The 22,655-nt window shown below is 50.5% G+C and carries 26 protein-coding genes; 15 read left to right on the top strand and 11 right to left on the bottom strand.

All coding sequences use genetic code 11. The features are described 5' to 3' along the window. The first annotated feature begins 177 nt into the window (after positions 1–177). Genes B2Q61_RS13795 through B2Q61_RS13810 form a run of 4 tightly spaced genes read left to right on the top strand, consistent with a single transcriptional unit; the run spans position 178 to position 3,104 of the window. Complete coding sequence (locus B2Q61_RS13795; protein WP_290618197.1) at positions 178–876, top strand: phosphatase PAP2 family protein; 699 nt, start codon at positions 178–180, stop codon at positions 874–876. A 43-nt stretch (positions 877–919) separates the two neighbouring features. Next, complete coding sequence (locus B2Q61_RS13800; protein WP_290618195.1) at positions 920–1,705, top strand: DUF1206 domain-containing protein; 786 nt, start codon at positions 920–922, stop codon at positions 1,703–1,705. Positions 1,706–1,762: 57 nt separating this feature from the next. Continuing rightward, positions 1,763–2,662 (top strand): lipid kinase, encoded by a 900-nt coding sequence (locus B2Q61_RS13805; protein WP_290618193.1) that lies wholly within the window; start codon positions 1,763–1,765, stop codon positions 2,660–2,662. 1 nt (position 2,663) lies between these two features. Then, a complete protein-coding gene (locus B2Q61_RS13810) occupies positions 2,664–3,104 on the top strand; it encodes a hypothetical protein (protein WP_290618191.1) in 441 nt (146 codons plus the stop codon). A gap of 24 nt (positions 3,105–3,128) precedes the next feature. Here the strand turns inward: B2Q61_RS13810 and B2Q61_RS13815 are convergent, their stop codons facing one another. Then, complete coding sequence (locus B2Q61_RS13815; protein WP_290618189.1) at positions 3,129–4,307, bottom strand: cystathionine beta-lyase; 1,179 nt, start codon at positions 4,305–4,307, stop codon at positions 3,129–3,131. 216 nt (positions 4,308–4,523) lie between these two features. Here B2Q61_RS13815 and B2Q61_RS13820 point away from each other — a divergent pair, with 216 nt between their 5' ends. Beyond that, positions 4,524–7,025: a TonB-dependent receptor plug domain-containing protein gene (locus B2Q61_RS13820; protein WP_290618187.1), complete on the top strand. Its 2,502-nt coding sequence runs from the start codon at positions 4,524–4,526 to the stop codon at positions 7,023–7,025. Between the two features lie 50 nt (positions 7,026–7,075). Here B2Q61_RS13820 and B2Q61_RS13825 read toward each other — a convergent pair whose 3' ends face one another. Next, positions 7,076–7,846: an EAL domain-containing protein gene (locus B2Q61_RS13825; protein ID WP_290618185.1), complete on the bottom strand. Its 771-nt coding sequence runs from the start codon at positions 7,844–7,846 to the stop codon at positions 7,076–7,078. A gap of 339 nt (positions 7,847–8,185) precedes the next feature. Here B2Q61_RS13825 and ubiD point away from each other — a divergent pair, with 339 nt between their 5' ends. The 4 genes from ubiD (at position 8,186) to B2Q61_RS13845 (ending at position 11,186) form a co-directional block, all read left to right on the top strand. Then, entirely contained in the window at positions 8,186–9,676 is a 1,491-nt protein-coding gene (ubiD, locus tag B2Q61_RS13830; protein WP_290618183.1) for a 4-hydroxy-3-polyprenylbenzoate decarboxylase, read from the top strand. After that, positions 9,673–9,951, top strand: a complete 279-nt coding sequence (locus B2Q61_RS13835; protein ID WP_290618181.1) for a 2Fe-2S iron-sulfur cluster-binding protein — start codon at positions 9,673–9,675, stop codon at positions 9,949–9,951. Before ubiD ends, B2Q61_RS13835 begins: the two co-directional genes overlap by 4 nt. A gap of 39 nt (positions 9,952–9,990) precedes the next feature. Continuing rightward, complete coding sequence (gene fre / locus B2Q61_RS13840; protein WP_290618179.1) at positions 9,991–10,716, top strand: NAD(P)H-flavin reductase; 726 nt, start codon at positions 9,991–9,993, stop codon at positions 10,714–10,716. A 62-nt stretch (positions 10,717–10,778) separates the two neighbouring features. After that, positions 10,779–11,186 (top strand): acyl-CoA thioesterase, encoded by a 408-nt coding sequence (locus B2Q61_RS13845; protein WP_290618177.1) that lies wholly within the window; start codon positions 10,779–10,781, stop codon positions 11,184–11,186. Between the two features lie 3 nt (positions 11,187–11,189). Here B2Q61_RS13845 and B2Q61_RS13850 read toward each other — a convergent pair whose 3' ends face one another. From B2Q61_RS13850 to cyaY, 8 genes are all read right to left on the bottom strand, one after another. Beyond that, positions 11,190–11,918, bottom strand: coding sequence for a hypothetical protein (locus B2Q61_RS13850; protein WP_290618175.1), 729 nt, complete (start codon positions 11,916–11,918; stop codon positions 11,190–11,192). Positions 11,919–12,053: 135 nt separating this feature from the next. Beyond that, on the bottom strand, positions 12,054–12,563 hold the full coding sequence (locus B2Q61_RS13855; RefSeq protein ID WP_290618173.1) for a DNA-deoxyinosine glycosylase: 510 nt from the start codon (positions 12,561–12,563) through the stop codon (positions 12,054–12,056). Next, positions 12,563–13,642 carry a heme biosynthesis HemY N-terminal domain-containing protein gene (locus B2Q61_RS13860; RefSeq protein WP_290618171.1) on the bottom strand — a complete coding sequence of 360 codons (1,080 nt, stop codon included), beginning with the start codon at positions 13,640–13,642 and terminating at the stop codon, positions 12,563–12,565. Before B2Q61_RS13860 ends, B2Q61_RS13855 begins: the two co-directional genes overlap by 1 nt. Then, positions 13,639–14,769: a uroporphyrinogen-III C-methyltransferase gene (locus B2Q61_RS13865; RefSeq protein ID WP_290618169.1), complete on the bottom strand. Its 1,131-nt coding sequence runs from the start codon at positions 14,767–14,769 to the stop codon at positions 13,639–13,641. The genes B2Q61_RS13860 and B2Q61_RS13865 overlap by 4 nt, the downstream gene beginning before the upstream one ends. Next, the gene (locus tag B2Q61_RS13870) at positions 14,766–15,518 is read right to left on the bottom strand and encodes a uroporphyrinogen-III synthase (protein WP_290618167.1); all 753 of its coding nucleotides are present in this window, start codon (positions 15,516–15,518) and stop codon (positions 14,766–14,768) included. The genes B2Q61_RS13865 and B2Q61_RS13870 overlap by 4 nt, the downstream gene beginning before the upstream one ends. After that, positions 15,515–16,447 (bottom strand): hydroxymethylbilane synthase, encoded by a 933-nt coding sequence (gene hemC, locus B2Q61_RS13875; protein ID WP_290618165.1) that lies wholly within the window; start codon positions 16,445–16,447, stop codon positions 15,515–15,517. The genes B2Q61_RS13870 and hemC overlap by 4 nt, the downstream gene beginning before the upstream one ends. 1 nt (position 16,448) lies before the next feature. Next, positions 16,449–17,129, bottom strand: a complete 681-nt coding sequence (locus B2Q61_RS13880; RefSeq protein ID WP_290618163.1) for an alpha/beta hydrolase — start codon at positions 17,127–17,129, stop codon at positions 16,449–16,451. Then, entirely contained in the window at positions 17,129–17,464 is a 336-nt protein-coding gene (cyaY, locus tag B2Q61_RS13885) for an iron donor protein CyaY (RefSeq protein WP_290618161.1), read from the bottom strand. Before cyaY ends, B2Q61_RS13880 begins: the two co-directional genes overlap by 1 nt. Positions 17,465–17,536: 72 nt before the next feature. Between cyaY and lptM the strand changes: the two genes are divergently transcribed. The 6 genes from lptM to B2Q61_RS13915 all read left to right on the top strand — a co-directional run bounded on the left by lptM (position 17,537) and on the right by B2Q61_RS13915 (position 22,223). Beyond that, positions 17,537–17,740, top strand: a complete 204-nt coding sequence (lptM, locus tag B2Q61_RS13890) for an LPS translocon maturation chaperone LptM (RefSeq protein ID WP_290618159.1) — start codon at positions 17,537–17,539, stop codon at positions 17,738–17,740. Continuing rightward, positions 17,727–18,983: a diaminopimelate decarboxylase gene (gene lysA, locus B2Q61_RS13895; protein WP_290618157.1), complete on the top strand. Its 1,257-nt coding sequence runs from the start codon at positions 17,727–17,729 to the stop codon at positions 18,981–18,983. The genes lptM and lysA overlap by 14 nt, the downstream gene beginning before the upstream one ends. Positions 18,984–18,996: 13 nt before the next feature. Continuing rightward, positions 18,997–19,827 carry a diaminopimelate epimerase gene (gene dapF, locus B2Q61_RS13900; protein WP_349678752.1) on the top strand — a complete coding sequence of 277 codons (831 nt, stop codon included), beginning with the start codon at positions 18,997–18,999 and terminating at the stop codon, positions 19,825–19,827. Beyond that, on the top strand, positions 19,824–20,480 hold the full coding sequence (locus tag B2Q61_RS13905; protein ID WP_290618155.1) for a DUF484 family protein: 657 nt from the start codon (positions 19,824–19,826) through the stop codon (positions 20,478–20,480). The genes dapF and B2Q61_RS13905 overlap by 4 nt, the downstream gene beginning before the upstream one ends. Next, complete coding sequence (locus B2Q61_RS13910; protein ID WP_290618153.1) at positions 20,467–21,423, top strand: tyrosine recombinase XerC; 957 nt, start codon at positions 20,467–20,469, stop codon at positions 21,421–21,423. The genes B2Q61_RS13905 and B2Q61_RS13910 overlap by 14 nt, the downstream gene beginning before the upstream one ends. Positions 21,424–21,518: 95 nt before the next feature. Next, a complete protein-coding gene (locus B2Q61_RS13915; protein ID WP_290618151.1) occupies positions 21,519–22,223 on the top strand; it encodes an HAD-IA family hydrolase in 705 nt (234 codons plus the stop codon). Here B2Q61_RS13915 and B2Q61_RS13920 read toward each other — a convergent pair. Then, complete coding sequence (locus tag B2Q61_RS13920; RefSeq protein ID WP_290618149.1) at positions 22,220–22,594, bottom strand: hypothetical protein; 375 nt, start codon at positions 22,592–22,594, stop codon at positions 22,220–22,222. The two genes, B2Q61_RS13915 and B2Q61_RS13920, sit on opposite strands and share 4 nt — an antisense overlap. Positions 22,595–22,655 lie beyond the last annotated feature (61 nt).

Genomic DNA, 22,655 nt, shown 5'->3' on the forward strand with positions numbered 1-22,655 from the left:
ACCAAACCGTAAAATTAGCCTAATGTCAGTAGATGACAGCTACCAACCTGGTAATTTTTCGCAATAGAAAACTTGCCAGTCAAGAAAAGCTTACATAACCTTAAGCGGTAAATTTCAGCTTAAAAGCACCATTAACCCTAAACTTTTATTGCAAAATAATGCAGAAGGAAGCTTACGGTGAGAAATTGTTTAGCCTGGCTTGGGAAGCGGGAAAAATCGTTCTGGTTGTTACTGGCGCTGGTAACGATGTCACTGTGGCTGTTTATGATCATTGCTACAGAAGTAGTAGCTGGCGGAAGCTTCAAATTGGATGAAACCATTCTGCTGCTGATGCGAGACGCCAATAACCTTGAAGACACCATTGGCCCCCCCTGGCTAAAGCAGGTAGGGCAGGATATTACCGCGCTGGGTGGCAACGCAGTATTAACCCTGGCGAGTATCTGGGTAATAATTTTTTTATTGCTTACCAATAAGGCTAAGTTAGCCCTGGTGGTGTTGCTGGCCACGGGCGGAGCTTTATTGGGTAGTCTGCTGTTAAAAAGCGGCTTTGATCGACCCAGGCCCGATCTGGTTACGCACGCGACACTTGTTTATACCTCAAGCTTTCCCAGTGGGCATTCCATGTTAGCAGCGAGTGCTTATCTCACCATGGGTGCGTTGCTGGCCCAATCGCAACCGCGCAGAAGAGTTAAAGCACTTATCATCATCAGCTCAGTTTTCCTGACGTTGCTAATTGGGGTAAGCCGGGTTTATCTGGGCGTGCACTGGCCAACCGACGTGGTAGCAGGTTGGGCTGCTGGTTCTGTATGGGCAGTAGCCTGCTCTTATCTGGCGCGCCACACAACCAGAAAACCTTTGGAAACTGACTCAAACTAAATAGTCGACGAATATTAATAGCTAATTAATAGAGGACACTAAAATGGTTAAACTTGCACACCCCGAGCCGTGGGCCAAAATGGGCTACGCCGCGCGGGGCGTAATTTATTTAACAATAGGTCTGTTAGCTTTTCTTTCTGCCATGGGCTGGCAAGGAGAAAAAACCGGTAGCAAAGGTGCTATTTTAAGCATTAACGAGCAGCCTTTTGGTGAGCTTCTGTTACTGGTCTTGGTTGTCGGACTGTTTGGTTATATTGTCTGGCGTTTTATTCAGGGTATAACCGACACCGATAACCATGGTAGTTCTTTTAAAGGGCTGGCAATAAGAGCTGGACTTATTATCAGTGCAATATCCCATAGCGTGCTGGCGTTTTGGGTTATTAAGCTGTTATTCCACGAAACAGACGATAGTTCGGGGCAATCAGCTTCATCAACCGCCTCTGAGTACCTGAGCTCAGATCGTGTTACCGTGCTTTTTGCCATTATAGGTGTCGCAGTTGTGGTTGTGGGTATTGCCCATCTGATAAAAGGTTTCAAGTCTGGCTTTAAAAAATATATCGATTTTCCAGCCGAAAAAAAACAGTGGCTTGTGCCCATCTGCAGGTTCGGTCTTATTTCTCGTGGCGTAGTCTGGTGTATAATTGGCTGGATTATTTTGCGTTCAACTTTTGTCGCAGGCAGCAGCGAGGACAAAGGTATCAGCGAAGCGTTTGAGTGGCTTAGTAGCGCGCCTTATGGCAGCTGGTTAATTATTATTGTTTCTATAGGCTTGTTTGCGTTCGGTATATACAGTTTTATCGAGGCGCTTTATCGTCGAATTGAGACATAACACGGGCGTTTAAAGCACAACTTTTTTCAAGGTCGCTTTCACAAAAGGAATATATCGTTGCAGCACGCTCTGTTAATTGTCAATCCAAAAAGCCGCAATGGTCAGGCCGAGGAGCTGGAAGCAGTTATTCAATTACTCAGAGCTTCTGGCTTTGATATTCAGGTTTATCTGTCTGAAAACGAAGCTCAGATGGATGCCCAAATTGCGAACTATCAGCACGACGATGGTATCGTTATTATTGCTGGCGGAGATGGCACCATTAGTTCGGCGTTGCAGGCCATTTATACTCACCAGCGCACACTGGCCATCTTACCATTAGGAACCGCCAACGATTTGGCACGTTCGCTCGGCGTACCGCAGGATCTTGCCGGCGCTGCCCAGGTTATTATTAATGCTAAGCGAGAGCGTATAAACCTGGCAAAGGTTAACGACAAACTTTTTATCAATGTTGCCCATATCGGTCTGGGTGTTGATGTAACACACGAACTGACACCGGAAACTAAAAAATATTTCGGCGTGTTTGCTTATCTGGGTGCCTTTTTCAGTGCCATTAAGCGCAACAGAAGTTTTAAAATAAACTTAAAAGCAGATGATTGGAATTATTCGGTCAGGGCCATTCATTTGGCCGTTGGCAACGGCCGCTTTTACGGGGGTGGCAATATTGTTGATAATGCCTCAACTTTACTGGACGGGCAGCTGAGTCTATTCTGCATTAAACCACAGCGTTGGTGGCAGCTGTTACTGTTAGGGCCCAGTTTGCGCAATGGCGACCTACGAACAGCAGAGCGGGTTATCTGTAAAACCGCCAGAAAAATTAGCATTAACACCACTAAGCCAATTGAACTCAACGCTGATGGTGAATATAAAACGAAAACACCTGCGGAGTTTGCAGTAATCCCAGAGGCTATCGAAGTAATTGCAGGATCGATACCGCAACCAACGACTAATAAGGTTTAACATGTCAATTATACGCACTGATAACGAGGTTGATAGCCTGGAAATTCTGAAATTGGTCAGAGAAACAGCTGACTACTATCGACAGATGGCTGAGTTGTTAGTAGAAGAGAATCTTGATAAGCGCTTAACTAAACTTGCCCGCGAACGGGAAACGTTCATTGCGCCATTTGAAAAAGTGGTTAAGCAGCTGGATGAATTGCCTGCCAGGCCCGACCCTGACAAAGAGCTGATGCAACAGTTTGGTGGCAAGCTAACCCAACTGTTCTCATCTGATGCCAGAAATGCCATTTTGGACAAATGTCTGGAACAAGACCACAAGCTGGCGGATCTGGTCAGACATACCAAGCTCGGCGAGTTGTCAGCAGACATTCAGCAACTACTGGATCAGTTGGCTGACAACCTTAGCGACAGTAAGAAAACACTCCAGGCGCTGAAAGATTAAACTGATTTGGCGCTACCAGCCAGTTTAGTCACCGGCCGCCTGATTAAATCGCTCGAACGCATCAGTCAGATCGGCCAGTAAATCATCAACATGTTCCAGGCCGATATGCAGCCGGATCAGCGGCCCGCTGTAGGGCCAGCTGCTGGCCGTGCGTTGTTTTTGCAGCTGCATGGTAGCGGTGATCAGGCTTTCGTAGCCGCCCCAGGAAAAACCCATTTTAAAATGGCGCATGCCTTCGATAAAAGCAGCGACCTGCTGTTGGTTACCCTGCTTTAACACAAACGAGAATAAACCATTGCTGCCGGAAAAATCGCGCTGAAAAATAGCATGTCCCGGATGCGACGGTAAGGCCGGATGCAGCACAGTCTCAACCTCTGGCCGTTGCTGCAGCCAGTGAGCAATGCGAAGCGCACTTTGCTCGTGCTGCTGCAATCGCACGGCTAAGGTACGCAGGCCACGCAGCGCGGTATAGGCATCATCCGCTGAAGCACAGTACCCCATTAAATAGCTGTGTTCACGAAGCTGTGGCCAGTGTTTATCATTAGCGCTGGCGGTTCCCAGCATTACATCAGAATGGCCAACAATATATTTGGTCGCCGCCTGAATAGAAATATCCACTCCCAGCGTAAAGGGCTGACACAAAATGGGCGATGCCCAGGTATTATCTAAAATGGTAACAATGTTATGTTGCTGCGCCACCGCACAAATGGCCGGTATGTCCTGCATCTCAAAGGTTAAGGAACCTGGTGATTCCAGAAATATTACTTTGGTATTGGCTTGAATTAGCCCGGCAATACCAGCGCCGAGTTGCGGATCATAATAGGTGGTTTCAATACCGAAGCCTTTTAGTAACTTATCGCACAGCGCCCGGGTAGGCTCGTAGACACTGTCGACCATCAGCAGATGATCGCCGCTTTGCAAAAATGCCAGCAAGGCACCGCTTACCGCCGCAGCACCACAAGGATATAAGGCACAACCGGCACCGCCTTCCAGCTCACAAATTGCCTCCTGCAGGGCAAAATGGGTATCGGTACCCCGCCGGCCATAAAACGGTACCCGGTTGCCGCGCTGTAAAGTCGCTTGCTTAAGTTCACTAAAGGTATCAAACACAATAGTAGAAGCCCGGATTAGCGGCGGATTAACCGCGTAGCCAGTATATTTTCTGCTCCGGCCAGCATCAATAAGTTTGGTGTTTTTATGCATAAGTACGCCTCGCTGCGACCTTAATTGAACAGAGAAGACTTCTGGATGTCTGTACCATGCTAACCTGTTTTTAGCAAAAAATCACGATACTAAAACGCGGCCCGCTGATCGCTTCGCTGTTAACAGTAGTATTGCATCATACAAACATAGTTTGCGTAAGTTTGACAAGCGTTCGGCCGCCACCTACGGTTTAAGGATTACAACAAGGAGTCAATTATGCGCAGTGCTGCTCTACACCCCCTGGTACTGGCGATCAGTACTGCTTTACTTAGCCCCGGCTTGCTGGCGCAAGCTCAAGATAACAGTAAGCAACAAGCAGATGAGCAAAAGATTGAGCAAATTGTGGTTACCGGTACCCGGGTAGCCGGTCGCTCAGTCGATGATACTGCTGTGCCCATTGATATTGTTGGCGTCGAAACGCTGGAGCGGTCTGGCTCGAGCGAGCTTAACCAGGTGTTATCCGTAGCATTACCATCGTTTAACTTTCCTCGCCCGGGCCTGGCTGATGGCACAGATACCATTCGTCCGGCCACGTTGCGCGGCCTTGGACCGGACCAATCGCTGGTACTGGTAAACTCCAAGCGACGGCATGCTGCTTCGCTGGTAAATGTTAATGGCACCGTAGGTCGCGGCAGTTCAGCAGTCGATTTAAACACCATACCTACTGCCGCCATCCGCAGTGTCGAAGTGCTGCGCGATGGCGCGTCAGCGCAATACGGTTCAGATGCCATCGCTGGGGTAATTAACGTCAGGCTTCGCGACGCCAGCGAAGGTGGCAGTGTTACCTTCTCGTATGGCTATCGCGACTCAGCGTATACGGTGCCCGTCACCCCACCGCCAGCGGATGCCACCTGGAACGCGCCGGCAGAGATTAAACGTAGTGTAAGTGATGGTGAAACGATTAATTTATCTGGCTGGAAAGGCTTTGCATTGCCGAACAATGGTTACCTGACCTTAGCCGCAGAAATTAAAGATGCTGAACGCACCGAACGCGGCGGTTATGATTATCGTCAGCAATACCCATTGGTTGGCGGTGAATACGACCCACGCGAGCAAACTATCGAACGTTTTAACGCCTGGTATGGCGAACCAGAACTGCAACAATTTACCCTGTTTGCCAATGCCGGCATGATGTTAAAAGGTGGTAAGCTTTACAGCTGGGCCAGCTTTCAGGATCGATCAGCCCGCTCTGGCGGTTTTTATCGCCGGGCACAGGATGACCGTAATGTTATCGAAGTACACCCGGATGGATTTTTACCCATTATCGCACCTGAGGTAACCGACACCAGTTTTGCGCTCGGTTATGAATGGGAACTGGCGCAGTGGAGTATGGACGCCTCTGTCGTTTACGGCATGAATGAAATGGCCTTTACCATTGAAAATACGGTAAACCGTTCAATTGGCCCAACCAGTAAAACGGAATTCGATGCCGGCGGGTTTGACTATGACCAATGGGTATTTAACTTTTCAGGGGTGACCTCTTTCGATATTGCCAGCTTTGCCTCACCGGTAAATATGGCCACCGGCATTGAAATCCGGCGGGAAGGGTATTCGATTTTTGCAGGTGAACCTGACTCCTATCGTAATGGTGGCGTGCTGCTGCCAAATGGTAACCCAACCCAATCCGGCGCCCAGGTATTTCCTGGTTTTCGGCCTGCCAATGCTGTAGACGAGAGTCGGCGGGCTGTCGGCGTATATATTGATTTAGAAGCCAATATTACAGACAACCTGTTGGGGTCGGTGGCGTTCAGAGCAGAAGATTATTCAGATTTTGGCAGTAACGTTACCGGCAAACTGGCCCTGCGTTATGACGTGAATGACAGTGTCGGCCTGCGTGGCAGCGTTCAGAACGGTTTCAGAGCGCCCTCATTGCAGCAACAATACTTTACCAGCACCTCAACTAACTTTATTGGTGGTGTGCCGTTTGATATCACCACCTTCCCGGTTAATGATCCGGCGGCGATTGCATTAGGTTCCAGCCCCTTGGATGCTGAAGAGTCCGTTAACCTGTCGTTGGGTGCAGTATTCCGGCTTGGTGATTTAACCTTAACCATTGATGGCTACCAGATTAATATTGACGACAGAATCGTGCTGTCCGAAAATCTGACCCAGCCTAACGTTCGTGCTTATCTGGAGTCGCTTGGTTTAATTGGTATTGGTGGTGGCCGCTTCTTTATTAATGGTGTGGATACGGAAACACAGGGCATTGATATTGTGGCTAATTATCCGGTATTTACTGCAGATATTGGTCGCTTTGATTTAATCCTGGTAGCCAATGTTAATAGTACAGACGTCACCAGAACACCGGCGACCGCCGAGTTATCGGCTCTTGACCCCGCTCCGGAACTGTTCGGCAGGGTAAATGTTCTTACTTTTGAAGAAGGTAACCCGAAGAACAAATTGGGTGCACATGTTAACTGGAGTTTAGAGCGCTTTGGTGCCACCTTCCGTGCTACCCGTTACGGAGAGGTCTTAACGCCGAACGCCAACCCCGCAAATGACTTTACCCTGGATGCAAAAACACTGCTTGATGTGGAGGCGCGTTATCAGCTTACCGCAAAAATGCGGCTGGCGTTTGGTGCCGATAACCTGTTAGACGAGTACCCGGATGCCTTTCCAATTAATTTAAATGGTACCGGCAATACGCCATTTTCAAATTACTCGCCCTACGGTCGTTCTGGCCGGCTGGTGTATGGCAGGGTCAGCTACGATTTTTAATACAAGAGTCGGGGTTGTCTGGCAGCAACCCGGACGCAGCAAGGTCCGGGTTATTTCATGCCGTTAAGCTCAGCGGTGGTAATTAACCGCTCCAGCTCAGGCCGGGCAAAATAGTAACCCTGATAATAACGAATACCCAGGCCAAGCAGACATTCCAGCTCTGCCTTGGTCTCCACCCCCTCGGCCAGCACCAGGGTGCCCTGCACTTCACATTGCGCGATAGTTTGTTCAATAATAAACTGTTTGGCTGGGTTGCTCTGGATATTGCGGATCAGCTCCATATCCAGCTTTAAAATATGTGGTTTAAGTTCAACCAGCCAGTCGAGCGTGGCGTAACCCGCACCGTAGTCATCAATAGCGGTTTTAAAACCACGTTTTGCATAACTGCGGAATATCCGGTTTAAATGTTCTTTATCCGGAATTTGTTCGCCCTCGGTAACTTCAAATACCAGCTTGGTTAAGTCAAAACCATATATATCAGCAGCTTCAATGGTGGCTTTAATGCAGGTTTCCGGATTGTAGACGGCATTGGGTAAAAAATTGATATTCAAATATGTGCTGCAGCCTAACTTAGCGGCCGTTTCAATTGCTTTTACCCGGCAAGCCTGATCAAAATAATATTTATTAGTGTCATTTATATGCTCGAATACCCAGCCGGCGCCCTGCCCCTCGGGACCGCGAACTAAGGCTTCATATCCGCATATAACCTGATATTTCCAATCAATTATCGGCTGAAAGGCCATTCGGATTTGAAAACCTAACGACTGACCACTTAAACAGTCGCTGCATGTTTGTTGTTTAATTTGTGCCGGAAAATCCATCAACAACCTTATATTGCTATTACTACCTGGCTAAACTCTAGCGATTATCATTCATTTTTGCCAACGTTTAATCGATGATTGCCGTTAATCAGCGATCGTGGCACGACCAAGCGCTGCCGCTAAGCAGGATATCAGCCAAGCCTGCTGTCGTTGCGGCTGATATTTTAACTGTTATATAACCCTTTTCTGCTTAGTCATCGTATAACACTGCTTAAATTAATCTGCCGCTATTATAAAGCCAGCAATATGGCAAGCCCGCCGCATAGCTGGCCAAAACTGGCAAGCGCAAGCCAGAGCTGTATAATAGCAGGCAATACCCCACAGGGCCTGATGCCAAGCATGAAATATAAAGACTTACGTGATTTTATCAGCCAGTTAGAGCAGCGCGGTGAACTGGTGCGGGTAACCGCAGAAGTAGACCCGGTACTGGAAATGACCGAAATTGCCGACCGCACCTTGCGTGCCGGCGGCCCGGCTATTTTATTTGAAAACCCGAAAGGCTATAACATGCCGGTACTGGCCAACCTGTTTGGCACACCCCAACGGGTGGCGCTGGGCATGGGCCAGGAAAATGTATCAGCGCTGCGTGAAGTGGGCAAGTTACTGGCTTTTCTCAAAGAACCTGAGCCACCTAAAGGCCTGAAGGATGCTTTTAGCAAGCTACCGTTATTCAAACAAGTGCTGAACATGTCACCTAAGCAGGTGAAAAAAGCCCCCTGCCAACAAATTGTGCTTACCGGTGAGCAAGTTGACCTTAGCCAGCTGCCGGTAATGACCTGCTGGCCGGGCGATGCGGCACCACTTATTACCTGGGGTTTAACGGTAACCAAAGGGCCGCACAAAGAGCGGCAAAATCTGGGTATTTATCGCCAGCAAGTGCTGACCAAAAATAAACTGATTATGCGCTGGTTATCGCACCGTGGTGGTGCGCTGGATTTTTATGAGTTTCAAAAGGCCAATCCGGGGCAGAATTATCCGGTATCTGTGGCGTTAGGTGCCGATCCGGCGACGATTCTCGGTGCCGTGACGCCAGTGCCTGATACGTTGTCTGAATACGGTTTTGCCGGTTTGCTACGCGGTGACAATACCGAAGTGGTGAAATGCATCAGCAATGATTTGCAGGTACCAGCCAGTGCCGAGATTGTGCTTGAAGGCTATATTGCACCTGGTGAAATGGCGCCCGAAGGCCCTTATGGCGACCATACCGGCTACTATAATGAAGTGGACAATTTTCCGGTGTTTACCGTCACCCATATTACGATGCGTAAAGACCCGATTTATCACAGTACCTATACCGGTCGGCCCCCGGATGAGCCGGCTATTCTGGGAGTGGCGCTGAATGAAGTGTTTGTACCAATCCTGCAGAAACAGTTTCCGGAGATCACCGACTTTTATCTGCCACCGGAAGGCTGCTCTTACCGGCTGGCCGTGGTAACCATGAAAAAGCAATACCCCGGCCATGCTAAGCGGGTAATGATGGGAGTCTGGTCTTATTTACGTCAGTTTATGTATACCAAATTTGTGATTGTCTGTGATGACGATATTAATGCCCGCGACTGGCAGGATGTTATCTGGGCCATTACCACCCGGATGGACCCGGCGCGTGACACCACCCTGGTAGAAAACACGCCAATAGATTATCTCGACTTTGCCTCGCCGGTGTCCGGACTTGGCTCTAAAATGGGCATGGACGCAACCAATAAATGGCCGGGCGAAACCACGCGCGAATGGGGCGAACCCATTGTTATGGATCAGCAGACTAAACAACGGGTAGATTCCATCTGGGATAGTCTGGGCATTCCGTTGCCAGCAAAGGAAACCCGGCTGTGAATTATCAGGTAACGGTACTGCCGGCACAGCTTAGCTTTGCCGTGCAACCGGACGAGACCATACTGGATGCTGCACTGCGCAGCGGTATTGATTTCCCGAACCGTTGCCGTCAGGGCGTCTGCACCAGCTGCGTCTGCAAATTAAAAAGTGGTGAAGTGCGCTATAACGAGCCACAGCCTCTGACTGAAGTGGACAAACAACAGCAGTTTACTTATTGTTGCCTGGCGTACCCGGTAAGCGATGTAGTTTTGCACCATCCTTTTATCAGTGGCTAATCACCCTTAAACATTAAGCCACCAGAATATGAGAGTTTTATGACCAACACTGCCAACAGCTCTGCGATTGCCTGTCAGGTAATTTCTGTCGACGCACTGAGCCCTGGGATCAGCAAAGTTGTGCTGCGTCCAGATCAGACCACTGATTATAGCGCAGGACAATATTTGCAACTGGTGTTAAGCGCTGAAGACAAAAGACCTTTTTCGATTGCCAGCATTGCCAGTAGCAAGCTGCTGGAGCTGCATATTGGTACACCTGCCGGCGATAGCTGGTCGAGCGCTGCCCTTACCCATATTGAACAGCAATTTCGCGCTGGCATGCCGGTGATGGCTGAAATTGGCCTGGGCCAGGCACAGCTGCGTCAGGAGAGCACAAGGCCAGTTATTTTAATGGCCGGTGGTACTGGTTTTTCTTACGTATATGCGATTGCCCAGGCACTGAGTGCGGCTAACGCCAGCCAGCCGGTGTTTTTATATTGGGGCGTGCGCCATGAAGATGCGTTGTACTATCTGCCACAGTTACAACAATGGGCCAGTCAGCACAAGCAGTTCCGCTTTGTCCCGGTAGTACAGCAACCCGGCGCGAACTGGCAGGGCCGCAATGGGCTGGTACACGAAGCGGTTCTGGCAGATTTTGTCTCACTGGAAGCCTACGATATCTATATCGCCGGCCCCTTTGCCATGGCCGGAGTAGCCCGCGAAGCCTTCACAGAGCAAGGCGCTCACCGCGAGCATATGTTTGCCGATGCCTTTGCCTATATTTAAACTGGTTTGGCCAGTAAAACTATGCCACAATCTGTGGCTTGTTTTCCAATAGGATCAGTAACATGCAACATAAAACCCTGATTAAAGTTCGTGGCTATCATTTAGATATTTATCAGCACGTCAATAATGCTCGTTACCTGGAATTTCTGGAAGAAGCCCGCTGGGGTTATCTGGAAGACAGCGGTGATATTGAATGGTTTGCCAAACATAAACTGGCCTGGATTATCGTCAATATTAATATTAACTATCGGGTGGCTGCCACCATGGGCGATACCCTGGAAATATTTACCCGCTTTAGCAAAATTGGCGGTAAAAGTGCGGTGGTAACCCAGGAAGTGCGGATTGCCGGCAAAGACGCATTGGCAACAGATGCGGAAGTGACCATTGTCTGCTTAGATCAGAAAACCAGCAAGCCGGTGGTTATTGAAGGTGAATTAAAATCCCGCCTGGAGCAGCATATCGCTGAGTAATAGTCAGCGCTTACTATGTTTTTCCAGCGCTTGCTTTAGCAACGCGCTGGTGCTGACTTCATCGCCGCAAGGCACCCTTTTTGCCGCCATCAGTGCCTCAAAACCATCCAGCGTCGGGTCGCCGAAAACACAAACTCCTTTGCTGATACGAACGATATGCCGGCCATCATTTAGCTGGGCAACAACCTGCTGCGCCGGGCCCTGACTAACCGGCCAATACTTCCTATCCACCGTTAACCGGGGCTGTTGCTGCTTCTGCAAAAACTGCTGGTAACTGCCACTGGCTGCTTGCTCAATTGCTGCCTGATCCGGTTTTGCCACTTGGTGCAGTGCACGTTGCGCCAGGCTTTGTCCCTGAACTAACCTTGTGTTATTTGCTGAACGGGTCTTTTGGTCAGCGTCATCTGGCATTATCGTGGCCGGTTTGAATTCTGGCGGCAAGTCTTCTGAACTACCATCACTGGTAAGAGTCTGGTCAATCACTTCATCGGCCATTCTTTGTTCGTTTGGCAATGAATTAGCCGGCAGAGTGGCTTTAGGGGGCGGTTTTGCAGCGGGCGGCGGTTGATACAGGAAGGATATTATTGGCTCAGCTACCGGTTGCGACACAGGCTGGCTGAATTTTGTTGTTAGCAGCAACGCCAGAATGACGATGTGCAGTAAAACGGCCAGCAGAACAGCGTTACCATATTCAGTGCTGAAGCGCTGTAAGGGGTGTATAACAGCTGCCAAAAATTGCTGCCCCGAGGCTATTATTGTTAAGTCTGTATCAGACCCTGAGGGCAGCAAATAATTCCGCTTTAGTAATAACTTACTCCGTAAACTGTTTTTTCATTTCAGCCGCGGGCTTATAGTTTTTCGCTTTTATTAACAGGGGATATATCGGGTTATCTCACTCCATCGTTCCAGCTTTTCAGCTAAGCTCTGGCGGGCATGGGCCGGGCTGGTGGAGGGTAGCGGGATCAGTTGCAGCGTTGCCGGCAATTGCTGTTTTTTGATAACGTGGCGTTGGAAACTTTGCCAGGCTTTCGCTCCATTAAAAGCAATGGCGATAATTTGGCTGTGGTGCTGCATAAAATCAGTGAAATCGTTGGCCTGCTCTGCCGTAATCGCACTGTCCAGACTACCCTGGCGCTGACAACAGCCAAGCACGTCCCACAGCGCTACCTGTCGTGTTAACAAGGCCTGCAATCGCCCAGGATAACTTAACCCGGGTTCAAGCCCGAGCAAGCGGGTCATTACCGGCCAGAATGCATTGCGGGGGTGGGCATAGTACTGCTGCTGTTGCAGCGACTTTGCACCGGGCATACTACCCAGAATTAACAGCCTGGCATCTGGCCTCGATATCGCCGCCAGGCCGGATATTGCTGCGGCCATTAGCGCAGCTCGGGTTGGTACTGACGGGCTTTTTGCCAGGCTTGCTGTGCCTGTTGTGGCTCACCTTCCTGCTCAGCCAGATAGGCCAGCACGGCATAAAGATAACCATTGCTTGGGTTGTCACGCAGCCAGTGCTGAATCTGCTTGCGTAGCCTTAGTACCGAGCGGCCCAGTTGGATCTGCCGTAAATGCGGCCATGCCGGCGCCACATCGGCCAGCGACAATGCCGCCACCAGTCGCTTTTCTGCCGCGTCAGGCTGGCCCGCGTTTGCTTCAGCCCAGGCTAAGCCCACTGCCGCTGCCGCCGACTTGCGCTCTTTTGCCGGTAGCACCTGCCAGAAGTCCTGTTGCTGCTCAAAGCCGGCTTCTCCTGCTAAATGACGCAGTGCCTGTGGATAAATAGCAAATCGCTGCAGCCGCCAGCTGTTTTTATCAAACCAATGCTCTGTAGCAGCCCGTCCTGCAGCCGTTAGCACCTGTTGCCAGAGGCCCGCCTGTTGCAAAGCACGCAAGTATAACTGGCCGAGCGCGGCGTCAAACGGCGGATGCTGCAGTAACGCCTCAAGAATAACAACCGCCTGGCGAGTGTGGCCCTGATGCAATAACATGTCGGCTTCAAGATACTGTCGGTTCGGGTCATCTTCAGCTAAATCTGCTATCAGGGTTTTAGCCTGTTGGTACTCTCCAGCATAAAATGCGGCATAAGCTGCCAGAAAACGCTTCTCGCCGTTAAAGCCTCCGGCTTGCAGCGCTTGTTGTAGCTCGCTGGCAGCCTTTGGCCACTGCCGCCTCGCGTAGGCATTTAAGCCATTGGCAAAGGCCTGCTGCGCTTTTTTCTGGCGCCGTGAGCGGAAAAAATTAAAGGAGCCATGCTGGATGCGTAACAGGTGCTTTAGTAACTTTACCATTAGCACTATTGCCACCAACACAACTGTTAGCACGATCCCAAAACCCAGTGCGGTCATTTCAATTACGTACCCGGCCAGCACCAGTTTAATATATCCCGGGTTATTGGTTACCACTGGCCCTAAAAACATTGCCAGCGCCAGCACAACAATCAGTAAAATGGCTTTGATCATATGTCAGTCTCCGCCAGGTTCTGCAGATAGCCTTCTAACTTGGCAGCACTTTGCAATGTTGGTAGTTGCTGCGCGCTGATTTCAATGGCAGCCAGCGCCAGCAGTTGTTCACTCAGTTGTTGCACGGCAGGCTCAGTTGCCTGAAAATGACGTTGCAATTGATCACTGGCTTGTTGCAATGCACTGCGATACACCACAGGCTCGCCCTGCAAGGCCGCCAATTGTGCCAGCAGCAATTGCTGGTTCAGAGCAACCCGCACCATCAGCTGTTGCTCAGCCGTTAAACTGAAATAATCTTCTGGCATGGCCACCCGGGCTGAAAATAATTTTTGTAAGCTGTTGTCCCAATAATACTTTAAGGTACTGCGCCAATTTTTCAGATCTCCCTCTGGCTCAGACACGGTAACACTTAGCTCGGTTTGTTGCTGTTTTAACGGCAAACGCATACTGGTTTTACGCATTTGTGCCAACTCGACATGCACGGCGCTCAGATCGGGCGTTTTTAATGTGGTCAGCACTGCTAAATCATCAGCAATGGCTTGGCGCACATTAATCAGTGATGCGTCATCCAGTTCAGCAAGCTGTTGCCCGGCACGCTGCAGCAGTAACCTGGCAGTGTTGATATCCTGATTTAACCACAGACTGTAATCAGCCCGTTTTAACAAAAACTGAATTTCAGCCAATGCCCAGTGCCGTGGAGGCGCCCCATCGCTTTGCTGTACCAGTTCTCGTACACTTTGCATTTGTTGCTGTAATTGCTGCTGCTGGCGTTGTTGCTGCGCCGTTATTTGCTGCTCTGTTTCGCTCAGGCTCTGCTGCTGGCGGTTCAGGCTTTGCTGTAATTGATTTTCATTGCTGCTTAGCAGCTCAGCATTTTGCCGGCTAATATCCTGCTGCGCTTGTTGCAACTGCTGTTGCTGGGTTTGTAAATATTGCCACTGCGGCCATAACCAGTATGTTGCCCAAGCCAGGCCTGCCACCACCAGTAATGAGCATAGCAATGCCAGCGCGGCTAAAGCGCGACCACCACGAACCGGCCGTTGCTCTTGCTCAGCAATTTGTTGTTTTAATTGCTCCAGTGGTGCATCTGATTCTTCAGCCGGGGTTAACGCTGCCTGTTCACTCATAATATTTCCTTCTTAAGCTGAATAATTTGCTGTAACAACGCCTGATCGTTAGCATTCTCTGCCAGACTTATTCGCTGGCGGTTAATCCCCAGAGCGAGCGCTTGCTCCTGCATCCGCGGGCTGACCAGCAACCAGTGTCGTTGCTGCAACCAGGGTACTCCGGCCTCTGGGATTATCGCAAACAACTGCTGCAAAATTTCATTACTGGTGGCTACAATACAACGTACTTGCTGCTGCTGCCACAACTGCCAAAGCTGTGCCCCATCCAGGGGAAGTGGTAATCGGCTATAGCTCTGCACATATTTAACGGTAGCACCCCGGGCAATTAATTGCTGCTTAATCAGCTCCCGACCACTGTTGCCCCGCACCACCACGATCTGCTTGCCTATCACCTGCTGAAGCTGAGGCAGTGCCAGCAAACCTTCACTGCGCTGATCTTGCGGCACAATAACTTCACGTCCACTCCAGCGCTGCAACAAGCTTGCAGTGGTGCTACCAACGGCAAACAAATGGCCCGACAGTTGCTCCGGCTTAATTTGCTGTTCCAGCGCATGTACCGCACTAACACTGACAAAAATAAGCAGCTCTGCCTGTTCAAGCAATGTTACTTCTTTGGCTTTTAAGGTAACTTGCTGAGTGGTAATTAACGGCTGATAACTATAAGCAATACCTTGTTCATCCAGGCTGGCCAGCAGATTGTCGGCCTTGCCAGCTGGCCGGGTAATTAAAAAAGGGGTGGCCATTGTCATGCGTTTGCCTGATATACCTGTTGTAAAATGGCACCCGCCCCCTGGGCCAGTAGCTGTTCGGCTACGATCAGGCCTATCTGCTCTGCGTGTGTGGCACTACCTGTGTGCTCAGCCCGGATAATCTGGCCACCGTCCAGTGATCCCACCAGGCCGCGCAAATGCAATTGCTCACCATTAAGGGTAGCAAAGGCGCCAATGGGCACCTGACACCCGCCCTGCAAGCGGCGGTTCATCGCCCGCTCAGCCAGTACACAATAACGCGTTGCCTGATGTTCCAGTGGCGCCAGAAGTTGCTGGATTGCACTATCTGCACTGCGACATTCAATACCGACTGCCCCCTGGCCATTGGCGGGTAGGCTTTGCTCAGGTTCAATATAGCTGGCAATCCGGCCGGCGAAACCGAGCCTGATTAACCCCGCAGCGGCCAGAATAATGGCCGCAAACTCGCCGTTATCCAGCTTGGCCAGCCGGGTATTAACATTGCCCCGTAAATCGCGTACGGTTAAATCGGGCCGTAACGCTTTTAACTGGCATTGCCGGCGTAAACTTGAGGTGCCCACTACAGCGCCATAGGGTAATTGGGAAAGCCGCTGAAACTGGTTTGATACAAAAGCATCGCGCGGGTCTTCACGCTGGCAAATGGTTTGCAGCACCAGACCATCGGGAAAGGCCACCGGCACATCCTTAATACTGTGCACAGCAATATCAGCCCGACCATCCAAAATGGCCGTCTCCAGCTCTTTAACAAACAATCCTTTACCGCCTATTTTTGCCAGCGGGGTATCAAGAATTTTGTCACCCTGAGTCGACATCGGCACCAACTCTACCTGCAAAGCAGGGTGATGGCGGATAAGTTCTGCCTTAACAAATTCGGCCTGCCACAACGCCAGCGCGCTTTTACGAGTGGCAATACGTACAATCTGGCTCATCCTAATTATCCTTTGCCTGCATTAACCGGCGTTGTAAAAAGCTACTGATATCCGCCACTTCCTGAGCACAAACGCTATGCTCCATCCGGTAATCGTGCCAACTTACGTTGAAGCCCTGATTTTTAAGCGCATGAAACGCTTGCTGACCAGCGGCTAACGGTACGACCGGGTCCTGGCTGCCATGGCCGATAAATACCGGCGTGGCTTTATTACTGTTGGTTGCCTCTGCGGCGAGTTTATCCGGCGCGCACATATAGGTTGATAACGCCATAACGCCGGCCAGTTTATAAGGTAGCCGCGCCAGTAAATGCAGTGCGATTACTCCGCCCTGGCTGAAGCCAGCCAGCACAATTTGCTCACTATTCAGACCATCGGCAATCAGTTTATCGAGCAACTGTTGCACTGCTACTGCCGACTCACGCACCCCGGTCTCATCAGCGCGATGGGCCAAGTCCATGGTTTTAATATCGTACCAGGCGCGCATTCTCATACCGGCGTTAACTGTTACCGGCCGTTCGGGGGCATGCGGAAATAAAAACCGGATGCCGGCATCTGTTGGCAACCGCAGCTCGGGCACGATAGGCGCAAAACCATGGCCTGAGTCGCCCAGGCCATGCAGCCACACTACTGCAGCCTTCACCGGACCGTTAGGTTTTACATCAACAAAAGGGAGTAATGCCATTATTCTGTTCCGGATTGCGGTGGCGTCAGCACTACCGGGCTGCCCGCCTGTTTAGAGGCTGCATCTGACAACAGTTGCCAGAATTCACTGCCGGTGCGGTTATCGATCCATTGCTGATTGCGCCATTCAAAGTGATGGCCATTAAACTTGGTCGCCAGCCAAAGCTGCTGCAGTGGCGGCTGTTTGTTAATAATAATCTTGCTTTGATCCGGAAAGGTTATCGACAATAAACCACCATTCGATTCGTAGTCTAAATCAAGCTCCAGTTGTTCAATTGCCTCTTCTACCGCTAACAGGGTATTGTCGGTCAGTTCTTCATATTCTAAGTCATTCATCTGCGTCACCTGTTTGCTTTTATCGCTAAGGATGCGATTATAGAGCGTCAAGCCGTTAAAGAAATAGAAACCATGCAAACGAAGCGCACTTTATCCCAGTTTCTTTTGCCTGCCTGCTTATTGCTGGGCAGCATTATGCTAGCCGCCTGTGGTCAAAAAGGGCCTCTTACCTTACCACAAGCTGCACCAGAAGTGGCAGAGCCAGCACCAGAAAAGCCAGAGCAGCCCAACCCAGCTGAGCGTAGCAGCGAGGAGCAAATTCGTGGACCACTTTAATTATCAGCACGATAGCCTGTATGCTGAACAGGTCGATCTAAATGCATTGGCAGCAGAATTTGGTACCCCTTGTTATGTCTACTCCAGAGCGACCATCGAGCGCCATTATCAGGCTTTTGCCTCTGCCGCGTCGGCGCATCCGCACAGCCTGGTGTGTTATGCGGTTAAAGCTAACAGCAATCTGGCGGTGCTGAATGTATTGAGTAAATTGGGCAGTGGCTTTGATATCGTGTCCGGTGGCGAACTGCGCCGGGTCATTGCGGCAGGCGGCGACCCGGCCAAAGTGGTGTTTTCCGGCGTTGCCAAAACCGCTGAAGATATGCGATTTGCCCTGCAGCTGGGTATTAAGTGTTTTAATGTCGAATCTGAGGCTGAACTGGAGCGTCTGCAACAGGTCGCCAGCAGTTTAAATATTAAGGCGCCGGTCTCCTTGCGGGTAAACCCGGATATTGACGCTAAAACCCACCCTTATATTTCCACCGGTTTAAAAGCCAATAAATTTGGCATTGATATTTTAACCGCACCCGCAATATACCGGATGGCCAGCCAGATGAGCCACCTTAAGCTGGTGGGGGTAGATTGCCACATAGGTTCCCAGCTAACTGAAACCCAACCGTTTTTAGAAGCGCTGGAAAAATTGCTCAGTTTAATTGAGACACTGAAACAAGAGGGTATTGTGCTAAGCCATATCGATATCGGCGGTGGCCTTGGCGTAACTTATGATAAAGAAACGCCGCCGGCGCCGTATACCTACATCAGCAAAGTCGTCGAACGGTTACGAGGCTACCCTGAGCTGGAACTGATCATGGAACCTGGCCGGGCCATTATGGCCAATGCGGGTATCTTGTTGACCCGGGTAGAATATTTAAAGCCGGGCCAGGAAAAGAACTTCGCCATCGTTGATGCCGCCATGAACGATTTAATCCGGCCGGCATTATACAGCGCCTGGCAGAATATCGTGCCGGTAAAGCAGCAGAGCAGCGAAACCACACAGCTTTATGATGTAGTAGGACCGGTGTGCGAGACCGGCGATTTTCTGGGTAAAGACCGCATGCTGGCCATAACTCAGGGTGATTTACTGGCGGTACGCTCAGCGGGCGCTTATGGCTTTACCATGAGCTCGAACTACAACAGCCGGCCGCGGGTGGCCGAAGTCATGGTAGCGGGTGATCGCAGCCACCTTATCCGGGCCCGCGAACAATGGCAGGATTTATGGCGCGGCGAACAGCTGCTAACTGAATAGTAATAAGGCGCCAATGATCATTAACTTTTCAAAAATGCAGGGCCTTGGCAACGATTTTATGATGGTCGACAGCGTCAGCCAGAATATTTTCCTGACCAAAGAACAAATCCGCCAGCTGGCCGATCGTAATTTTGGCATTGGTTTCGACCAATTACTGATGGTAGAGCCGCCGTATGATCCGGAACTGGATTTTCATTACCGGATTTTTAATGCCGATGGCAGCGAAGTAGAACAATGCGGCAATGGTGCGCGCTGCTTTGCTAAATTTGTCCGCCACCGCGGCCTGACCAATAAAAGCAAAATTCAGGTAAGCACCAAATCGGCCAGAATAACCCTGTATGTGGAGCAGGATGGCCAGGTCACGGTAAATATGGGTATTCCCCAGCTTGACCCGGCGCTGGTGCCATTTAAAGCCCAGAAGCAGGAAGCTACCTATATTATGCGAGCTGAAGAACACACGGTACTTTGCGGTGTGGCCTCGATGGGTAACCCGCATGCCGTGCTTGAAGTAGACGATGTTGCCAGTGCCAACGTTGCAGAGTTGGGGCCGCTGCTGGAAGTGCATGAACGCTTTCCGCAAAAAGCCAATATTGGCTTTATGCAGGTAATATCGCCCTCACACATTAAATTGCGGGTATGGGAGCGCGGGGCGGGCGAAACACTGGCCTGCGGTACCGGCGCCTGTGCCGCGGTGGTCGTTGGCCAGCTGCAAAAAAAACTGGGGCCGCAGGTGCAGGTAGACTTGCCCGGTGGCAGCTTACATATTCGCTGGAATGGTCCGGGCCAGATAGTTAAAATGACCGGCCCGGCTGAACACGTATTCGATGGACAACTTTCGTTATGAATGACACCCTGACCCAGGACAAAGAAGCAATAGCCGTCAGCGTGGTGCTGGATTATTTACAAGATCATCCGGAGTTTTTTCAGCTGCATCCGCAGTTGTTACAACAGATGCGTCTGCCACATCAGCAACGGGGCAGCGTGTCGCTGGTAGAGCGCCAGCTGGAATTACAGCGCACTAAAATTGCCGCCCTGGAAGATGATATTACCCGCTTAATGTCTGTTGCCCGGCAGAACGAGCATATTTTTCATGCGCTGAACACGCTGCATTTAAGTCTGCTGCATAAACCTACCCTGGAAGATGCTGAGCAGGCGCTACAACAGTTTGCTAAAAGTATGCCGCAAGTTCATGCCTGTCGCCTGGTTTGCCTGCAGCCCGATAGTAGCGCCATCAGCCAATATCAACTGTTATTGTCGCGCCGTCTAAGCAGCGACAATGTTTATCTGGGCCGGTTGAACAAAGAAGAACAGCAGCCGCTGTTTGGCGACGCCATTCATTCGGTTGCGCTGGTACAGATTGGTAGCGGCCCTGGCTTGGCGCTATTGGCGTTTGGCAGTGAGCAGGACGACCATTTTCAGCCGGCGATGGACCGCTTATTTATCCGCCATCTGGCCAAACTACTGGGCGAGGTTTTACCTGGTAATGACCCTAGCTGAGCCACGCTGGCAAAAAGATCTTGATGCCTACCTAAGCTACCTGCGCTTCGAGCGCGGTTATGCCAGTCGTACGTTACAAACTTACCGCCAACAGCTTGGCCTGGTTGCCAATAGCCAGGCTAACACGGCCAGCCAGAGCATAGCTGATGACGGTGTCACTTTTAGTTGGCACAGCCAAACTGAAAGCAGCTTACAACACTATCTGGCTAATGGCCGACGTCGCGGCTTAAGTGCCCGCAGTCTGGCCCTTGCCGTTGCAGCGCTGCGAGGCCTTTATCGTTACCTGCAACAACAACAGCAGGTTACTGATAATCCGGCACAGTACCTGACTGTACCAAAGCCAAAACAAAAGCTGCCAAAAAACCTTGATATAGACGCGTTGCAGCATTTGCTCAGCTTCGACAGTAGCAGTGATGTGCTGGCTTGCCGCGATAAAGCGATGCTCGAGCTATTTTATTCTTCCGGCCTGCGCCTGGCAGAATTAGTGGGCAGCAATATTAACGATATCGATTGGCGTGAGAAGTTAATCAGGGTGCGCGGTAAAGGCAGTAAAGAACGGCAAATACCCATCGGTTCTGTTGCTTTGAATGCGTTGCAACATTGGCTAAGTCAGCGCCATTTGTTGCTGGGCGATGCTACACCGCAACAGGATCACCACGCGCTGTTCTTAAGTAAACAGCAGCAACGCATCTCAGCGCGTCAGGTCAGGCAGCGGGTAAACCACTGGGCGAAACAACAGGGTCTGGGCCAGCAATTACACCCGCATATGTTGCGTCACTCGTTTGCCAGCCATCTGCTGCAATCAAGCTCAGATCTGCGCGCTGTGCAGGACTTACTGGGCCATGCCAACGTTAGTACCACCCAGGTTTACACCCATCTTGATTTTCAGCATCTGGCGGCGGTGTACGACAACGCTCACCCAAGGGCCAGGAAAAAGCCGTAATCTTTCACCACAAACCATAAAAGGTGTAATGCCGTATTGTTACAGTGAAGCGGTTTAATCTGCGCTCTTGCCGGATTTTGATTTGGGGAAAATACATGCAAATTTTTAAAGCTCTCTCTGATATTAAGGCGTTGTCATTCGATTTAGATGACACCTTATATGACAATAAACCGATTATCGAAGCAGCAGAGCAGGCGATGCTTAGTGCTTTGCTTAAACACGCACCGGCGAGTAAGGGTAGAGATAGTAATTTCTGGTGGCAACATCGTTTAAAACTGGCCAAAGTTGAACCGGAACTGCGGCATGATATTGGCCGCTGGCGCCTGCTGGGTATTGAGGCAGGGCTGGTCGAGCTGGGCATAGCGCGCAACGAGGCTAAAAAAGTGGCGCAGCAGGGGTATGACGCGTTTCTCGACGCCCGCACCAGAATAAGCTTAACAGCAGAGGTCAATGAGCTGCTAACTGCTCTCGCTGAACGTTACCAGCTAATTGCGATTACCAACGGTAACGCCTGTATTAACAAAATGGGCTTGGGTGAGGTGTTTGAATTCAGCCTGCAGGCTGGTCCTGGTGGCAAGATGAAACCCTATCCGGATATGTTTCAGGCAGCGGCAGAGCGCCTTAAGCTGGCCCCTGCGCAAATTCTGCATATTGGTGATAGCCATCGCGCCGATGTAATGGGCGCCTTAGCCGCAGGCTGCCAGGCAGCCTGGCTCGATCACCATCGGCAACCGGTCAGCATCTTACCGCATATCCGACTAACCGATGTGCGGCAGTTAGGGGCTTTAATTACAGCTTAACTGGCTGCCGGGGCTGATGACCTGAAACCGGCAACTACCCAGATAATAATTAAGTAGATGAGGACCGGCGGCACTACTGCTAAAAATAACGCTGTGGTTATAGTGGTTGTTTTAGATTGTTGCACCTGATTTAACTGCTGCTGATATCGCTCAGCTAATTGCGCTGGGCTGTGCCCGTTAAGATGGTGTGTAATTGAGCCTGCCAGGGTGCCGTCCGGTTCCGGCTGTGCTTCCATTCGCTGTACCGCTGCAGTAAGTTCCACAATGCGTTCATCTGCAAAACTAAGGTCCGAATGAGCTGCAAATGCCAGATAGCCGACCCACCCAACAACGAGAATACAATAAAGCCGTTGCCAACCATTTAACCGCATACCATTTTCCTAATTCCACACCAGAAATTGTTTTAACACGCAAATAGCCGTTGAGCAACAA

This window comes from Arsukibacterium sp. UBA5043 (assembly GCA_002415085.1).
Classification (GTDB): domain Bacteria; phylum Pseudomonadota; class Gammaproteobacteria; order Enterobacterales; family Alteromonadaceae; genus Alishewanella.

What these genes read in the sequence shown, in the direction of transcription:
- B2Q61_RS13815 (WP_290618189.1), bottom strand. Translation starts at nt 4,307, where the DNA reads ATGCATAAAAACACCAAACTTATTGATGCTGGCCGGAGCAGAAAATAT.
- B2Q61_RS13910 (WP_290618153.1), top strand. Translation starts at nt 20,467, where the DNA reads ATGACCCTAGCTGAGCCACGCTGGCAAAAAGATCTTGATGCCTACCTA.
- B2Q61_RS13860 (WP_290618171.1), bottom strand. Translation starts at nt 13,642, where the DNA reads ATGATCAAAGCCATTTTACTGATTGTTGTGCTGGCGCTGGCAATGTTT.
- B2Q61_RS13880 (WP_290618163.1), bottom strand. Translation starts at nt 17,129, where the DNA reads ATGGCATTACTCCCTTTTGTTGATGTAAAACCTAACGGTCCGGTGAAG.
- B2Q61_RS13825 (WP_290618185.1), bottom strand. Translation starts at nt 7,846, where the DNA reads ATGGATTTTCCGGCACAAATTAAACAACAAACATGCAGCGACTGTTTA.
- B2Q61_RS13865 (WP_290618169.1), bottom strand. Translation starts at nt 14,769, where the DNA reads ATGAGTGAACAGGCAGCGTTAACCCCGGCTGAAGAATCAGATGCACCA.
- B2Q61_RS13905 (WP_290618155.1), top strand. Translation starts at nt 19,824, where the DNA reads ATGAATGACACCCTGACCCAGGACAAAGAAGCAATAGCCGTCAGCGTG.
- B2Q61_RS13800 (WP_290618195.1), top strand. Translation starts at nt 920, where the DNA reads ATGGTTAAACTTGCACACCCCGAGCCGTGGGCCAAAATGGGCTACGCC.
- B2Q61_RS13810 (WP_290618191.1), top strand. Translation starts at nt 2,664, where the DNA reads ATGTCAATTATACGCACTGATAACGAGGTTGATAGCCTGGAAATTCTG.
- ubiD (WP_290618183.1), top strand. Translation starts at nt 8,186, where the DNA reads ATGAAATATAAAGACTTACGTGATTTTATCAGCCAGTTAGAGCAGCGC.
- B2Q61_RS13920 (WP_290618149.1), bottom strand. Translation starts at nt 22,594, where the DNA reads ATGCGGTTAAATGGTTGGCAACGGCTTTATTGTATTCTCGTTGTTGGG.
- B2Q61_RS13855 (WP_290618173.1), bottom strand. Translation starts at nt 12,563, where the DNA reads ATGGCCGCAGCAATATCCGGCCTGGCGGCGATATCGAGGCCAGATGCC.
- hemC (WP_290618165.1), bottom strand. Translation starts at nt 16,447, where the DNA reads ATGAGCCAGATTGTACGTATTGCCACTCGTAAAAGCGCGCTGGCGTTG.
- fre (WP_290618179.1), top strand. Translation starts at nt 9,991, where the DNA reads ATGACCAACACTGCCAACAGCTCTGCGATTGCCTGTCAGGTAATTTCT.
- B2Q61_RS13915 (WP_290618151.1), top strand. Translation starts at nt 21,519, where the DNA reads ATGCAAATTTTTAAAGCTCTCTCTGATATTAAGGCGTTGTCATTCGAT.
- cyaY (WP_290618161.1), bottom strand. Translation starts at nt 17,464, where the DNA reads ATGAATGACTTAGAATATGAAGAACTGACCGACAATACCCTGTTAGCG.
- dapF (WP_349678752.1), top strand. Translation starts at nt 18,997, where the DNA reads ATGATCATTAACTTTTCAAAAATGCAGGGCCTTGGCAACGATTTTATG.
- lptM (WP_290618159.1), top strand. Translation starts at nt 17,537, where the DNA reads ATGCAAACGAAGCGCACTTTATCCCAGTTTCTTTTGCCTGCCTGCTTA.
- B2Q61_RS13870 (WP_290618167.1), bottom strand. Translation starts at nt 15,518, where the DNA reads ATGACAATGGCCACCCCTTTTTTAATTACCCGGCCAGCTGGCAAGGCC.
- B2Q61_RS13820 (WP_290618187.1), top strand. Translation starts at nt 4,524, where the DNA reads ATGCGCAGTGCTGCTCTACACCCCCTGGTACTGGCGATCAGTACTGCT.
- B2Q61_RS13845 (WP_290618177.1), top strand. Translation starts at nt 10,779, where the DNA reads ATGCAACATAAAACCCTGATTAAAGTTCGTGGCTATCATTTAGATATT.